This window comes from Citrobacter sp. RHB36-C18, assembly GCF_013814485.1.
GTDB classification, from domain to species: domain Bacteria; phylum Pseudomonadota; class Gammaproteobacteria; order Enterobacterales; family Enterobacteriaceae; genus Citrobacter; species Citrobacter braakii.
The window spans coordinates 1,466,606-1,481,782 of record NZ_CP057125.1 but is presented as its reverse complement, the minus strand read 5'-3'; the positions used below and the strand labels follow the sequence as shown (position 1 = coordinate 1,481,782).

General features: G+C 53.9%; 14 protein-coding genes. 3 read left to right on the top strand and 11 right to left on the bottom strand.

What is annotated here, in order from left to right; translation table 11 throughout:
• Positions 1-12: 12 nt before the first annotated feature.
• Positions 13-1,233 carry a beta-ketoacyl-ACP synthase I gene (fabB, locus tag HVZ52_RS06970; RefSeq protein ID WP_016157055.1) on the bottom strand — a complete coding sequence of 407 codons (1,221 nt, stop codon included), beginning with the start codon at positions 1,231-1,233 and terminating at the stop codon, positions 13-15.
• A gap of 159 nt (positions 1,234-1,392) precedes the next feature.
• On the opposite strand from fabB, the gene mnmC reads away from it, so the two are divergent.
• The gene (gene mnmC / locus HVZ52_RS06965) at positions 1,393-3,393 is read left to right on the top strand and encodes a bifunctional tRNA (5-methylaminomethyl-2-thiouridine)(34)-methyltransferase MnmD/FAD-dependent 5-carboxymethylaminomethyl-2-thiouridine(34) oxidoreductase MnmC (protein ID WP_181599046.1); all 2,001 of its coding nucleotides are present in this window, start codon (positions 1,393-1,395) and stop codon (positions 3,391-3,393) included.
• Positions 3,394-3,514: 121 nt separating this feature from the next.
• Here the strand turns inward: mnmC and HVZ52_RS06960 are convergent, their stop codons facing one another.
• From HVZ52_RS06960 to prmB, 6 genes are read right to left on the bottom strand one after another with little or no spacing between them, the layout of a single operon-like run.
• Complete coding sequence (locus HVZ52_RS06960) at positions 3,515-3,793, bottom strand: YfcL family protein (protein WP_016157057.1); 279 nt, start codon at positions 3,791-3,793, stop codon at positions 3,515-3,517.
• 32 nt (positions 3,794-3,825) lie between these two features.
• The gene (locus HVZ52_RS06955) at positions 3,826-4,374 is read right to left on the bottom strand and encodes an elongation factor P hydroxylase (protein ID WP_005129723.1); all 549 of its coding nucleotides are present in this window, start codon (positions 4,372-4,374) and stop codon (positions 3,826-3,828) included.
• The gene (locus HVZ52_RS06950) at positions 4,374-5,183 is read right to left on the bottom strand and encodes a sulfite exporter TauE/SafE family protein (RefSeq protein ID WP_016153874.1); all 810 of its coding nucleotides are present in this window, start codon (positions 5,181-5,183) and stop codon (positions 4,374-4,376) included. Before HVZ52_RS06950 ends, HVZ52_RS06955 begins: the two co-directional genes overlap by 1 nt.
• Positions 5,183-6,007: a penicillin-insensitive murein endopeptidase gene (gene mepA, locus HVZ52_RS06945; RefSeq protein WP_181599045.1), complete on the bottom strand. Its 825-nt coding sequence runs from the start codon at positions 6,005-6,007 to the stop codon at positions 5,183-5,185. The genes HVZ52_RS06950 and mepA overlap by 1 nt, the downstream gene beginning before the upstream one ends.
• A gap of 3 nt (positions 6,008-6,010) precedes the next feature.
• Positions 6,011-7,096, bottom strand: a complete 1,086-nt coding sequence (gene aroC / locus HVZ52_RS06940) for a chorismate synthase (protein WP_003028170.1) — start codon at positions 7,094-7,096, stop codon at positions 6,011-6,013.
• Positions 7,097-7,135: 39 nt separating this feature from the next.
• On the bottom strand, positions 7,136-8,068 hold the full coding sequence (gene prmB, locus HVZ52_RS06935; RefSeq protein WP_003028173.1) for a 50S ribosomal protein L3 N(5)-glutamine methyltransferase: 933 nt from the start codon (positions 8,066-8,068) through the stop codon (positions 7,136-7,138).
• 166 nt (positions 8,069-8,234) lie between these two features.
• On the opposite strand from prmB, the gene smrB reads away from it, so the two are divergent.
• Positions 8,235-8,786 carry an endonuclease SmrB gene (smrB, locus tag HVZ52_RS06930; protein ID WP_016153877.1) on the top strand — a complete coding sequence of 184 codons (552 nt, stop codon included), beginning with the start codon at positions 8,235-8,237 and terminating at the stop codon, positions 8,784-8,786.
• Between the two features lie 80 nt (positions 8,787-8,866).
• Here the strand turns inward: smrB and sixA are convergent, their stop codons facing one another.
• The 4 genes from sixA to HVZ52_RS06910 form a co-directional block, all read right to left on the bottom strand.
• The gene (gene sixA, locus HVZ52_RS06925; protein ID WP_003028179.1) at positions 8,867-9,352 is read right to left on the bottom strand and encodes a phosphohistidine phosphatase SixA; all 486 of its coding nucleotides are present in this window, start codon (positions 9,350-9,352) and stop codon (positions 8,867-8,869) included.
• A 208-nt stretch (positions 9,353-9,560) separates the two neighbouring features.
• The gene (gene fadJ, locus HVZ52_RS06920) at positions 9,561-11,708 is read right to left on the bottom strand and encodes a fatty acid oxidation complex subunit alpha FadJ (RefSeq protein WP_181599044.1); all 2,148 of its coding nucleotides are present in this window, start codon (positions 11,706-11,708) and stop codon (positions 9,561-9,563) included.
• Positions 11,708-13,018, bottom strand: coding sequence for an acetyl-CoA C-acyltransferase FadI (gene fadI, locus HVZ52_RS06915; protein WP_016153879.1), 1,311 nt, complete (start codon positions 13,016-13,018; stop codon positions 11,708-11,710). The genes fadJ and fadI overlap by 1 nt, the downstream gene beginning before the upstream one ends.
• A 176-nt stretch (positions 13,019-13,194) precedes the next feature.
• Entirely contained in the window at positions 13,195-13,479 is a 285-nt protein-coding gene (locus HVZ52_RS06910) for a YfcZ/YiiS family protein (protein ID WP_003834838.1), read from the bottom strand.
• 371 nt (positions 13,480-13,850) lie between these two features.
• On the opposite strand from HVZ52_RS06910, the gene fadL reads away from it, so the two are divergent.
• Entirely contained in the window at positions 13,851-15,131 is a 1,281-nt protein-coding gene (gene fadL, locus HVZ52_RS06905) for a long-chain fatty acid transporter FadL (protein WP_046275562.1), read from the top strand.
• Positions 15,132-15,177 lie beyond the last annotated feature (46 nt).

Here is a 15,177-nt window from a genome sequence, read left to right as displayed (position 1 = left end):
TCAATCTGAGACTTACGCCTTCAGCTTACGCATAACCAGCGTAGCGTTGGTGCCGCCAAAGCCGAAGCTGTTGGACATCACGGTGGTCAGCGCCTGCTCGGTCGGTTTGGTCACGATGTTCAGACCTGCCGCCTGCTCATCCAGCTCTTCAATGTTGATGCTTGGCGCGATAAAGCCATGTTCCAGCATCAGCAGAGAGTAGATAGCTTCCTGCACGCCAGCCGCGCCCAGTGAGTGACCGGTCATCGCTTTGGTTGCGGAGATTGCCGGGCTGTTGTTGCCAAACACTTCGCGGATTGCGCCCAGTTCTTTCACGTCGCCAACCGGAGTCGAGGTACCGTGAGAGTTCAGGTAGTCGATCGGCGTGTCTACACCGTGCATCGCCATCTGCATGCAACGTACTGCGCCTTCGCCAGACGGAGCAACCATGTCTGCGCCATCGGACGTTGCGCCGTAACCGACGATTTCCGCATAGATGTGCGCGCCACGTGCCAGAGCGTGCTCCAGTTCTTCAACCACGACCATACCGCCGCCGCCAGCAATAACGAAACCGTCGCGGTTTGCGTCATAGGTACGGGAAGCTTTTGACGGATCGTCGTTGTATTTGGTAGACAGCGCGCCCATTGCATCGAATTCACACGCCATTTCCCAGCACAGCTCTTCGCCGCCGCCAGCAAAAACGATGTCCTGTTTGCCCAGTTGAATTTGTTCTACCGCGTTGCCGATGCAGTGCGCAGATGTCGCACAGGCAGAACTGATGGAGTAGTTTACGCCGTGGATTTTGAACGGCGTTGCGAGGCAGGCAGAAACGCCGGACGCCATCGCTTTGGTGACCACATACGGGCCAACCGCTTTCAGACCACGTGGGCTACGCATTGCGTCAGCGCCGAACACCTGAAAACGTGGGGAGCCGCCGCCGGAACCTGCAATCAGGCCAACGCGCGGGTTGTTCTGGTAATCTTCTGCAGCAAGGCCGGCATCAGCCACTGCCTGCTCCATCGATAGGAATGCATAGATGGATGCGTCGCTCATGAAGCGCACTACTTTGCGGTCAATGAGGCCAGTGGTATCCAGTTTTACGTTGCCCCAAACGTGGCTACGCATGCCGGAGTCCTTCAGCTCCTGAGAGAAAGTGATCCCTGAACGTCCTTCACGCAGAGATGCCAGGACTTCCTGCTGGTTATTACCGATGCTGGAAACGATGCCCAAGCCAGTAATCACTGCACGTTTCATTCAATACCTCTGTAAGTCGCACTATTTTAAAGTTTCGAGTGGCACAATAGCGTACACTTGTACGCCGAACAAGTCCGATCAGCCATTTTATGTGGAAATTTGCGCAGCCAGGCACTCATCGCTAAGATCGGGGCACAGCCTGTCAGACGAGTAACTTACGTGAAACAATACGCTATACAACCTGCCAACCTTGAATTCAACGCTGAGGGTACACCTGTTTCCCGAGATTTTGACGATGTCTATTTTTCTAATGATAACGGGCTGGAAGAGACACGTTACGTCTTTCTCGGCGGTAACCATCTCGCCCAACGATTCCCTGCGCATTCACGTCCTCTCTTCGTGGTGGCAGAAAGCGGGTTTGGCACCGGACTTAACTTCCTCACGCTCTGGCAGGCATTTGCCGATTTTCGCGATACCCACCCAGAAGCTACCCTGGAAAGATTACATTTCATCAGCTTTGAAAAATATCCGCTGACGCGTGAAGATCTCACCTTAGCCCACCAGCACTGGCCAGAACTTGCCCCGTGGGCCACGGCACTGCAAGAACAATGGCCGCTGCCGCTGGCGGGATGTCATCGCCTGCTGCTTGATGATGGGCGCGTCACGCTGGATCTGTGGTTTGGCGATATTAACGAACTGACCAGTACGCTGGATGACTCTCTGAATCAAAAGGTGGACGCCTGGTTCCTGGACGGTTTCGCACCGGCAAAAAACCCGGATATGTGGACGCCAACGCTGTTTAACGCGATGGCCCGACTGGCTCGTCCCGGCGGGACGCTGGCAACCTTTACATCGGCAGGCTTTGTACGTCGGGGGTTGCAGGAAGCCGGATTTACAATGCAAAAATGCAAAGGCTTTGGGCGCAAACGCGAAATGCTCTGTGGCGTGATGGAACAGACTCTGACGCTCACGTCCTCGGCGCCATGGTTTGCGCGTACGGGAACAGATAAGCGCGAAGCCGCCATTATTGGTGGAGGAATTGCCAGCGCATTGCTGTCACTGGCGTTATTGCGCCGCGGCTGGCAGGTCACGCTGTATTGCGCCGACGATAAACCTGCCGGGGGCGCATCCGGTAATCGCCAGGGGGCGCTCTACCCCCTACTTAGCAAACATGACGCAGCCATTAATCTTTTTTTCCCCACTGCGTTTACCTTCGCCCAACGACTGTATGACGCCCTCCCCGTTGAGTTCACGCATGACTGGTGCGGCGTGACGCAACTCGCGTGGGATGAGAAAAGCCAGCAAAAAATCACCCAGATGCTGTCCCTTGAACTGCCCGCTGCGCTCGCCGTCGGGGTTGACGCACAGCAGGTTTTACAAACAACAGGTGTGGAAACCGGATGCGGCGGGATTCAGTATCCAGCCGGAGGATGGCTGTATCCGGCGCAGTTAACCGCCGCGGTACTGGACTATGCAACAACCCTGGGATTACGCACCCGCTACCACCATACGCTGACCTCACTGACTCGCCAGACAGCAAGCTGGCAATTGCAGTTTTCCAGTGGAGAAACCGCCTCTCACGCAGCAGTCGTTCTGGCTAACGGCCATCTCATTAGCAGCTTTGAGCAAACGCAGCCGCTACCGGTGTACTCCGTGGGCGGTCAGGTGAGTCATATTCCTACCACACCTGCACTTTCAGCGTTACGTCAGGTGCTGTGCTATGACGGCTACCTCACGCCGCACAACCCGCAAAATCAGCAGCACTGCATTGGCGCCAGCTATCATCGTGGGAGTGAAGAGACAGCGTATCGCGAGGACGATCAGCAACAAAACCGTCAACGCTTAATCGACTGCTTCCCGAACGCTGTGTGGGCAAAAGAGGTAGACGTTAGTGACAATGCCGCCCGCTGCGGGGTGCGCTGCGCCACGCGCGATCACATGCCAATGGTCGGCAACGTCGCGGACTATGACGCCACGCTCAGCCAGTACACCACACTTGCTGCAGACAAAGAGCACGCCGTAAGCGCGCCAGTTTATTCCGATTTATTTATGCTGGGCGCGCTGGGATCGCGCGGGCTGTGTACTGCCCCGCTGTGTGCAGAAATTCTGGCTTCGCAAATGAGCAATGAACCGATTCCCATGGATGCCAGCACGCTGGCGGCGCTAAATCCAAATCGTCTGTGGGTCAGGAAGTTATTGAAGGGTAAAGCGGTGAAATAAAAGGATGGGGTGCCCTCTCGTCATGGCCTGATGACGCTACGCTTATCAGGCCTACAAACACCCCAACAAGGTAGGCCGGATAAGACACCAGAGCGTCGCCATCCGGCACAATTTACCGCAATTATTGTGCAGTAGCCTTCTGGAACAGAGTGTCCCACATTTCTTTCACTAACGCCTGGTCACGCGGCGATAGTTCGCCTGCGCTGATGGCTTTTTCCAGGCTACTGGTCACATTGGCGTACAATGCCTCAGCGGAATGGTCCTCGCCAGCGTCCAGTTCGGCCACGGCCAGCGTCAGGTGTCCACGCAAATAGCCACTGGCAAACAACTCATCATCGCTGGCGTGCTCTACCATATCGTCGATTAATGCCAGAATGCGTGATTCAAACTCCGCGATCATCTTCTTTCCTCATTGTAAACGTGGCAGCGACTTCAGTTGAGCGCTTCGGGCCACGGGAATTGTTCCGCCTTAAGTTCAGGCGTGTGATAATAATTCTGTAACGCGTTAATGAAGCGCGCCGGACGTTCAGGGATCCCCTTGTCCAGGTACTCCATCACCTGAGCATGGACACGGCGCTGGAATACCACGCGATCCGGTTCAAAGTCCCCTTCAAGGTTGTCGCAACTGACGTTAAACGGGTAGCCCGCCGCCATGCAAAACAGCCAGTCAAACGCCTGCGGCTTCACTTCCACGTCTTCAAACTGGCATTGCGTCTTCGCGTCGCGTCCGTCCGGACAGTACCAGTAACCGAAGTCGACCAGTTCACGCCGCGCCTTACCGGCGATGCACCAGTGTGAAATTTCGTGTAACGCGCTGGCGTAATAGCCATGCGCAAAAACGATACGGTGATACGGTAATTCCGCATCCGCAGGAAGATAGATCGGTTCGTCATCGCCTTTAATCAGACGGGTATTAAATTCATCGGCAAAGCAGCCGTTAAAAATCTCAATTAACTGTTCGTAGTGATGGGTATTATTCATTAGTTCATCCCCAGCCAGTGGAGAATCTCCTGTCCATGATTATCATAAAGTAGCTTGGCGCTCATCACGGCGGAGACAATGACGATCATTGGCCGAATGAGTTTTTGTCCTTTACTGAGCACCAGCCGTGAGCCCATCCGTGCGCCAATAAACTGGCCAATGAGCATCACAAATCCGGTCGCCCAAATCACTTTGCCGCCGAGGGCAAACAGCAACAGCCCACCGATATTCGATGTGGCATTTAATACTTTGGCGTGGGCCGTCGATTTCGCCAGGTTGTAGCCGCACAGCATGACAAAGGCCAGCGCGTAGAACGACCCCGCAGCCGGACCAAAAAAGCCATCATAAAAGCCGACGCAGCCCCCGGCCACCAGCGCGAAAGGCAACCCATGCAACCGACGCTGTCGGTCCTCCTCCCCCACTTTCGGCATCAACAGAAAGTAAAGGCCAATACAGATAACCAGAACCGGCAGGATCTGGCGCAGAATATCTGACTGCACGTGCTGAACCAACAGCGCGCCGCTCATTGAGCCGATAAAAGTCATGAAGATATTGAGCTTCTGATCCGCCAGATTAACCACGCCCCGGCGAATAAAATAGAGGGAGGAAGAGATAGATCCTCCACAGGCCTGTAGCTTATTGGTGGCCAGCGCTTGCGCGGGGGGCATCCCGGCCGCCATCAATGCCGGGATAGTGAGTAAACCACCGCCTCCGGCCAGAGAATCAATAAAACCTGCCAGCATCGCCACGAAAAAAAGCACACCTAACAGCAGTGGCGACACCATAAACAGAGAGGCAAAATGATCCATTAGAGTACATGCTCGTCCAGTAGCGCCTGGCAGGAAGGCGGCAACGGCGGCGGTGTCTTCTTCTCAGGCTTGGTGGTTCCAGGTTTCGGAGGTTCGAACCAGCTTTGCAGCTCCGCGCCGCAGCCGTCACCCGGTGGTGGTAACGGTTGATCTTCGCACTCAAGACTGCCGGCAGGACAACGCAACCGTACGTGCATATGCGCACGATGCTGGAACCATGGCCGCACTTTACGCAACCAGTCCCTGTCGGTCCCTGCATCCAGACAAAGTTGCTGCTTAATCGCCGGATTCACGAAAATACGCGTGACTTCATTATCTTTTGCCGCCAGCCTGATCAGGCTGAAAATCTCCGGCTTCCAGAGTGACGGCACGACACGTTTGCCATCCTGTGAGACCAGATCTAACGCCTGCGGCCGCAGCAGTTGCGACTGGGTCCAGCGGGTTTTCGGCAGTTGCAGGAAAATATCTACATCCAGTCCCGTCTGGTGACTGGCGTGACCGCCATTGAATCGCCCACCGGCCGGCATGCCCATATCGCCAATTAACACCGTACCCAGCTCCAGATTGTTGGCCTGATTACTCAGACGCTGGATAAACATCACCAGGTCCGGATGGCCAAAGTAACGGCGCTGATCGGTGCGCATCACCTGATAGTGTTCTGACTGTACAGGCAGCGTATCTGCGCCAACAATACAGCCGTTGGAGAACGCGCCGATAGACTGCGCGCTGCCTGCAACCGGATGGGTAATTTTCTGCCAGGGCGTCGCCGCCAGACAGGCGGTGCTGGCAAAAAGAGCCAGCGCCGCAAGTGCCGTTTTTTTCATCTCTTACCAGCGTGGAATATCGGTCTTCACGTCCGCATTTTGCGCCCGCTGACGCAGCAGGTGATCCATCAACACGATCGCCAGCATCGCTTCGGCGATTGGCACGGCGCGGATCCCAACACACGGATCGTGACGACCTTTGGTGATCATTTCGACTTCTTCACCAAAGCGATTAATAGTGCGCCCTGGAACGGTAATGCTCGAGGTCGGTTTCAGCGCCATATGAGCAATGATTTGTTGCCCACTGCTGATCCCACCAAGAATGCCGCCCGCATGATTACTCTGGAAACCTTCTTTGGTGATTTCATCACGGTTCTGGCTGCCGCGCAGTGCAACAACGTCAAAACCGTCACCAATCTCAACGCCTTTAACGGCGTTAATGCTCATCAGCGCGTGAGCGATATCAGCATCCAGGCGGTCAAATACAGGTTCGCCGAGACCCGCTGGTACGCCGCTTGCAACCACGGTCACCTTCGCCCCGATGGAGTCGCCCTCTTTCTTCAGCCCACGCATCAGTTCGTCCAGCGCCTCGAGTTTATCCGGATCTGGACAAAAGAACGGGTTAAGTTCCACCTGGGACCAGTCTTTGATCTCCAGCGGAATATCACCCATCTGCGTCAGACAGCCGCGAATTTCAACGCCGAATTTTTCCGCCAGATATTTTTTGGCAATCGCTCCGGCCGCAACGCGCATCGCTGTTTCACGTGCGGATGAGCGTCCGCCGCCACGGTAGTCACGCAGGCCATATTTCTGCTCATAGGTATAGTCGGCGTGTCCTGGACGAAAAACGTCCTTAATCGCGCCGTAATCCTGTGAACGCTGATCGGTATTTTCGATCAACAGGCCAATGCTGGTGCCGGTGGTAACGCCTTCGAACACGCCGGAGAGGATTTTCACCTGATCCGGCTCACGACGCTGCGTAGTGTAGCGCGATGTGCCCGGACGGCGTCTGTCGAGATCGTGCTGCAGGTCAGCTTCTGTCAGAGAAATGCCCGGCGGAACACCATCGACAATACAACCGAGCGCCAGCCCGTGTGATTCACCGAAAGTGGTTACGCGAAAGAGTTGCCCAATTGTGTTTCCTGCCATCACGGCTCCGTTATGAGTGTTGTGTATGTGCGCGTGTATTTAGTCTTTATAAATGCTGAAGTGCTCGCGAGCAGCAACTAACTGCTCTTTGGTCAGCATGAATACACCGTCACCGCCGTTGTCGAACTCCAGCCAGGTGAACGGTACATCCGGGTATTGCTCTATCAGATGTACCATGCTGTTTCCGACTTCACAAATCAGAATACCGTTATCTGACAGGTAGTCCGGAGCGTTACCCAGAATGCGACGGGTAAGTTTTAGTCCATCGCTGCCGGACGCCAGACCCAGCTCAGGTTCATGACGATATTCGTTTGGCAGATCGGACATATCTTCCGCATCGACATACGGCGGATTGGTCACAATCAGGTCATACTGGACTTTCAGCAGATCGCGGAACAGATCGGAACGGATCGGCGTAACATGATGGATCAGGCCGTGCTCTTCAATATTGTGTTCGGTCACCGCCAGCGCGTCGGTGGAAATATCCACCGCATCCACTTCAGCCTCCGGGAAAGCATAGGCGCAGGCAATGGCAATACAGCCGCTGCCGGTACACATATCCAGGATATGCTGCGGCTGCTCATTAATAAGGCCCGCAAAGCGGTTATTAATAAGCTCGCCAATCGGCGAACGTGGTACCAACACGCGCTCATCAACATAAAACTCATGCCCGCAGAACCAGGCTTTGTTGGTCAAATAAGCGACCGGAATGCGCTCGTTGACGCGGCGAATCACGCGTTCAACAATGCGATGGCGCTCACTGGAAGTCAGACGCGCGGTACGCATATCTTCTGGAATATCCAGCGGCAGATAAAGTGACGGCAGCACCAGCTGTACGGCCTCGTCCCATGGGTTATCCGTGCCATGGCCATACCAGATGTTCGCCGCGCTAAAACGGCTGACCGCCCAACGCAACATGTCCTGAATGGTATGCAGTTCACTCACTGCTTCATCGACGAAAATTTTATCCACGTATTCCTCCAGGGCATGCTCGTATTAATTTCGGCGGCTAGTTTGCCACGAAGACGGCGATAAATCAGCATTCACACAGGGCCTGAGCGCGAAAATTGCGTTTTAAGCGATCGGATGCCCGCCGAGTCGGGTTAAACTAACGAAAAATAAAAGATGAGACTCTCGAATGAAAAAGAAAACATCGCTCAGCGAGGAGGATCAGACGCTGTTTCGCCAGCTGATGACCGGCACGCGTAAAATGAAACAGGACACCATTGTTCACCGACCGCTACGTAAAAAAATTACCGAGGTTCCGGTTAAAAGGCTGCTGCAGGAACAAGCTGATGCCAGTCACTATTTCTCGGACGAGTTTCAGCCGCTGCTGAATACGGACGGCCCGGTAAGATATCTGCGTGCCGACGTCAGCCATTTCGAACTGAAGAAAATGCGCCGTGGCGATTACTCCCCGGAGCTGTTTCTCGATCTGCACGGGCTGACCCAGCAGCAGGCCAAACAGGAGTTAGGCGCGCTGATTGCCGCCTGTCGTCGTGAGCATGTGTTTTGCGCCTGCGTGATGCATGGTCACGGAAAACATATTCTTAAGCAGCAAACGCCGCTCTGGTTGGCGCAGCATCCGCACGTGATGGCCTTTCATCAAGCGCCAAAAGAGTACGGTGGCGACGCCGCGCTGCTGCTGCTGATTGAAGTGGAAGAGTGGCAACCGCCCGAACTTCCCTGATGCAGAAAAACAGAAAGAGCCGCATTTGCGGCTCTTTGATTTTCCGGATGACGGCTGTGCCTTATCCGATTCCAGGCTTTTTAAATCGCTTTTGCCATTTTCAGGTTACACGGGCTCATCTGCCAGTTAAAAGTACCCTTCCCGCTCTCATCAAGCGTTACGCTGGCAATCGCTGATGTGGTAAACATCGGCGGTGTTTCGCCTGGGCAAAGTTCAGACACCAGATACCCCACTAAAGGTAAGTGAGAGATGACCAGCGCCGTGGCGATACCTTCATTGGCCAGAGCCTGTAAATAGGCGCTGACCAGACCGACATCGCCGCAGGGAGTCAACTCCGGCAAAACATCCACACCGGTTGGCAGGTTCATACACTCCCCCACCACATCCAGCGTTTGTTCGGCTCGTAGGAACGGGCTCACCAGAACACGTTCGATATCCACTTTTTGACCTTTCAGCCAGTTCGCCATCAGGCGAGATTCGTCACAACCACAGGAGGTTAAGGGACGAACCGAATCACTGGCGGCATCGAGGGCTGCGTCGCCGTGACGCATGATAAAAACTTGCATATTGCACCGCTTTTGTTAACCAGAATCACCGACACCTTTATCCACAGCCCCTATTGACCGTGGTAACGATGTGGTGGCCGGCATTGTGCCTTATCCATTCACCGAATGAAACGCTGTTTTTTACCTCAACGGCGTAAGTATAGTCAATCTCTGTTTACATTTTGAGCGCGACCCATACATTCAGTGCGGATTCATCCTACCTTTGACCTCATGAATTCAGGTCAGTTTCCCCATTACTCCAGAATCTTTCACCGCGTTCCGCCATCTGCAATAACTGCTCACACGGCGTAAACCGCGAGCCGTATTGCGTGGTCAGTCGTTGCAGAGCAGCAACCACTTCACCCGCGCCGAGCGAATCCATATACCGGAACGGGCCGCCGAGGAAGGGCGGAAAACCAATACCAAATACAGCGCCGATATCACCATCACGCGCGCTGCGGATAATCTTCTCATCAAAACAGCGTGCTGCTTCATTGAGCATTAACATGACGCACCGCTCGGCTATCTGCGCGGCGGTGAGTCGGCCCTGCCCCTGGACGCCAATAAGCGTATAAATTGCAGGGTCGACCTGTTTTTTGCTTTTACGCCCTTTCGCTCCATAAAGATAGAAACCCCGACCATTTTTTCTACCTTTGCGATCGTCATTCAAAATTGAAGCAACAACATTTGCAGGCGCGCTAAAACGTTCTCCATATGCAGCCTCAAGCACTGGTATAATTTTAGTGCCCGTATCAATTCCGACCTCATCCAAAAGTTGGATTGGCCCGACCGGAAAACCAAACTTAACCAGCGCGGCGTCAATGGCTTCAACCCGCTCGCCTTCGGTCAGCATACGAATAGCTTCGTTAATGTATGGCGCTAAAATGCGGTTAACATAAAATCCGGCCTTATCTCTGACCACTATCGGCGTTTTGCCCTGCTTTTTCGCCAGTTTAACGGTTGTGGCAATTGTCTGCTCAGAGGTCGTGGCATGCGGGATAACCTCGACCAGCGGCATTTTTTCCACCGGGCTAAAGAAGTGCAAACCTATTACTTGTTGAGGCCTGGCAGCGTTCGCCGCAATATCGCCAATCGGCAAAGATGAGGTGTTAGAGGCAAAAATGGTATGAGATGCGCAATTTTGCTCAACTTCTGCCACCATCTGTTGTTTTAACGCCAGATCTTCAAATACGGCTTCAATAACCAGATCGCGATGAGCGAAGCCACGGTAATCGGTTGATCCCGAAATCAGCGCCAGCTGTTTATCACGCTCACTGGCTTTGATATGACGGCGGCGAACCTTCGTTTCAAGCTGATCCCAGCTGTACTTCAGCGCGTGGTTGATTCCCTTGGCATTTATATCTTTGATACGCACTGGCAAGCCGCCTTTACAGGCCGTCACATAGGCAATACCGCCCCCCATCAGACCGCCGCCCAAAATGCCTACACTGTTTAGCGGGCCGGGCTTCACATCACTTCCGGGATCCTTTTTCACATCGGTGTTGGCAAAAAAGATGTGCCGCAGCGCCTGAGACTGAGATGTCATCGCCAGTTCGCCAAACGCGCGGGCTTCGGCGTCGTAACCGCTGCTGCTGCCTTGCGCCAGGCCGGTTTCGATGACCTCAAGGATACGTTCTGTTGCAGGGTAGTTGCCCTGCGTTTTTTGCGCCGTCTTTTTACTGGCCATGCGGAATAACAGCGCCCGCCCCAGCGGCCCCGCTAGCACACGCTCTCGCACCGGCAGAGTTCGGTGTGCGGGACTGTCCTTTTTGGCCAGTTCTACGGCCGCTTCCAGCAAAATGGTATGCGGTACAACTTCATCCACTAAACCCACTTTTAGCGCCTGTTTTGCGCGTAGTTGTTTTCCGGTGAGGATCATATCCAGCGCGGTACTGACGCCAATCAGACGGGGCAACCGCTGGGTACCGCCAGAGCCAGGCAGCAGACCAAGCTGCACTTCCGGTAAACCCAGTACGGTTTTAGCATCATCGGTACAAATACGATTGTGGCACGCCAGCGCCATCTCCAGGCCACCGCCGAGACAGGCGCCATTAATTGCGGCGATAACGGGGATCGGCAAGGCATTAATTTCCGCCATAATCTGCTGCCCCTGGCGTGCCAGCGTTTCAGCTTCCTGCGCGCTGCGACAGCGACCAATCATGTTGATATCCGCCCCGGCAATGAAGTTATCGGGTTTCGCCGAAATGAACACCACGCCGCGTAATGCTTTGTTATCGCGAATTTGTTTCAGAATGACCCGAACCTGGGAGGCAAATTCCGCCTTCAGGGTATTCATTTTCTCTCCGGGCACATCAATGGTGACAACAGCGACGTTATCCAGACGTACGTTTAGCGTAAAAGCCGATGCCATTTCCATTATTCCGCCTCCAGAACCATTGCCGCACCCAGACCACCTGCTGCACAGGCTGTCACTAAACCAAAACCACCGCCACGACGTCGTAACTCATGGAGAGTTTGGGTGATCATGCGAGCACCGGTGGCGGCGAAGGGGTGTCCATAGGCAATCGATCCGCCCAGCACATTAAATTTACTGTCATCGACCTCGCCCGTGGCATGCGCCCTGCCCAGCACTTCGCGGGCAAAACGTTCGCTACCCAGCAGTTGAAGATTCGCCAGCGTTTGTGCGGCAAATGCTTCATGCATATCGATCAGGGTTAAATCAGCCATGGTCAGACCCGCTCTCTCCAGGGCAAGCGGCGTTGACCACGCCGGCCCCAACAGCATGTCCTGCCAGACATCGATGGCGGTAAAGGCAAAACTACGCAGGTATCCCAGCGGCACCAGCCCCAACTCTTTCGCACGCGATTCCGTCATCATAATTACGGCGGCTGCGCCGTCCGTTAGCGGGGTACTGTTCGCCGCGGTAACGGTGCCGTGCTTTCGGTCAAAAGCCGGACGCAGTTTGGCGTAATCGGCCAGCGTAGAGTTACCGCGAATATTGTTATCTTCTGAAAAAGGATCTTTGAAAGGTGGCGCGTAGGTGGTCATCACCTCATCTGCCAGTTTTCCTTCAGACCACGCCTGAGCGGCGCGCTGATGAGAACGGTGCGCCAGGGCATCCTGTTGCTCTCGCGTAATCCCATAAGTTTTGGCCATTTGCTCGGCCGTATCCCCCATGCGTAAACCGGTGGAATACTCGGCGACGGCTGGCGGTACGGGCATCAGGTCACGTAAGCGCAGTCGGGAGAAAAGCTTAAGACGCTGACCGGTGGTCCGGGCCTTATTGACATCCACCAGCACCCGCGCCAGCTTTTTGCTAACGCCAATAGGCAGAACTGACGAGGAGTCCGCACCGCCGGCAATTCCTGCGCGAATAGTCCCCGCCATCAGGCTTTCCGCGACATTCGCCACCGCCTGGAAGCTGGTGGCGCAGGCTCGGCTTACGCTGTAGGCATCGGTGTGCACATTCATCCCGGTTCCCAGCACGATTTCACGAGCAATATTTGGGGCCTCGGGCATTTGCACCACCTGGCCAAAGACCAGTTGCTCAATCACATCAGCAGAAATTTCGCTGCGCGCCAGCAGCTCGCCAACGACCATTTTCCCCAAATCTACGGCGGGAATGCCATGAAACGCGGTTGCCTGGCGGGCAAATGGCGTACGCAATCCGCTTACGATGGCGATGCGATCGCCCTGGCGGGTAACCAGCGGTAAAGCCTGACTCATAACACTCCCCTGTAAAAAATAAAAATAAGTGGTCTGACCTGATCACAGTCTTAACCAATTTTTTACATTTAGCCAAGCAGGGAGAAAAGAAAGTGGGAGCTAAGACACAGTGAATAATCACTGACAGTGACGAAAAAGCCCTTGCTACCGGGTAACAAGGGCTTTTAAAGAAGGGATTAACGCAGACCCAGTTGGAAGATCAGCGTTTCAGCTTCACAGGCAAAAACAAAGTCGATATCCAGACGCACACCTTCAGACTCTTCAGTAAAGGTCGAGGTGATTTGGCAAGGCTCAGATTCCACGCCACGCGCCTTCTCAGTCAGAGCGGCCAGCGTTTCTTCTGCCTCTGCACGATTCGCGAACACACGGCTGTATGACGCGGTGCAATCGGAGTTGTCCATGATGGTGCCAACATCCATACAGCAGCAAACCGGGGTTTCATCAGCACTGCATTTACTCATTGTAGATTTCCTCTGTATTCGCACCTGTGGTGCCAGATAAACGATGGGGATATTTTACGCTCCCATTATTCGCCTCTCCAGTCGTTAATTGTATGAAATGGGATAAGTGACCGAAATCACACTTAAAAATGATCTAAAACAAAAATCACCCAAACAGGTGAGTGTGCATACCCGCAATTTTGCCAGCTGGATCGCGTTTCCGAGATCAGAATTGAAAATATTTATAAACATACTTGCAACATTTCAGCTGGTCAGACCTATACTCTCGGCACTGGTCTGATTTCTAAGTTGTACCTCAGACCCTACACTTCGCGCTCCTGTTACGGTATGTAACATTGTTTGTATAAAAATAAATCAATGAGGTTATGGTCATGAGCCAGAAAACCCTGTTTACAAAGTCTGCTCTCGCAGTCGCAGTGGCAATTATCTCCACACAGGCCTGGTCTGCAGGCTTTCAGTTAAACGAATTTTCTTCCTCTGGCCTTGGCCGGGCATATTCGGGTGAAGGCGCTATTGCAGATGATGCAGGTAACGCCAGTCGTAACCCGGCGCTGATTATGATGTTTGACCGCCCTACTTTTTCAGCGGGTGCGGTGTATATCGATCCAGACGTGAATATTTCCGGTAAATCGCCATATACAGGACGCAGCACCGATGCGGACAACATCGCGCCTACGGCGTGGGTTCCCAATGCTCACTTCGTGATGCCGATCAACGAACAGTTTGGTTGGGGGGCTTCTGTCACGTCAAACTATGGCCTGGCAACCGAATTTAACGACAGCTACATTGTCGGCGAATACGGCGGGAAGACCGATCTTAAAACGGTCAACCTGAACCTGAGCGGTGCCTACCGTCTGAATGATAGCTGGAGCTTTGGCGTTGGTTTTAATGCCGTCTATGCCGATGCAAAAATTGAGCGTTATTCCGGTGAACAAACTGCTGCATTGCCAAAAGTCAGCCAGAAAATTGCCAGCCTGAAAGGTGACGAATGGGGTTACGGCTGGAACGCCGGTATTTTGTACGAGCTGGATAAAAATAACCGCTACGGTTTAACGTATCGGTCTGAAGTCAAAATCGACTTCGATGGCGATTACAAGAGCGGCATCCGCACCCAGGCCAACGCGTTACCTGGCGCAGGCACGGCGTTCCCTTGGGGAACCACCAACGCCACCGTCCCAGGTTCTCTGACGCTTAACCTACCGGAAATGTGGGAACTGTCGGGTTACAACCGCGTTGCACCACAGTGGGCTATTCACTACAGCATGGCTTACACCAGCTGGAGTCAGTTCCAGGAGCTGAAAGCAACCGGCACCAACGGGCAGACGCTGTTCTATAAAGAAGAAGGGTTCAAAGATTCTTACCGCATCGCGCTGGGTACGACTTATTACATGGATAAAAGCTGGACCTTCCGTACCGGTATCGCCTATGACGATAGCCCGGTTCCTGCGAGCAAGCGTTCCATCTCCATTCCAGACCAGGACCGTCTGTGGCTGAGTGCGGGTACCACTTACGCCTTCAATGATGACGCGTCCATTGACGTAGGCGTTTCTTATATGCACGGCCAGAAAGTGACCGTCAAAGAAGGCCCGTATACTTTCGATTCTGAAGGTAAAGCCTGGCTGTTCGGTACCAACTTCAACTACGCATTCTGATTTTCTTCAGATATAAAAAAGGTGAGCTTTTTAGCTCACCTTTTTA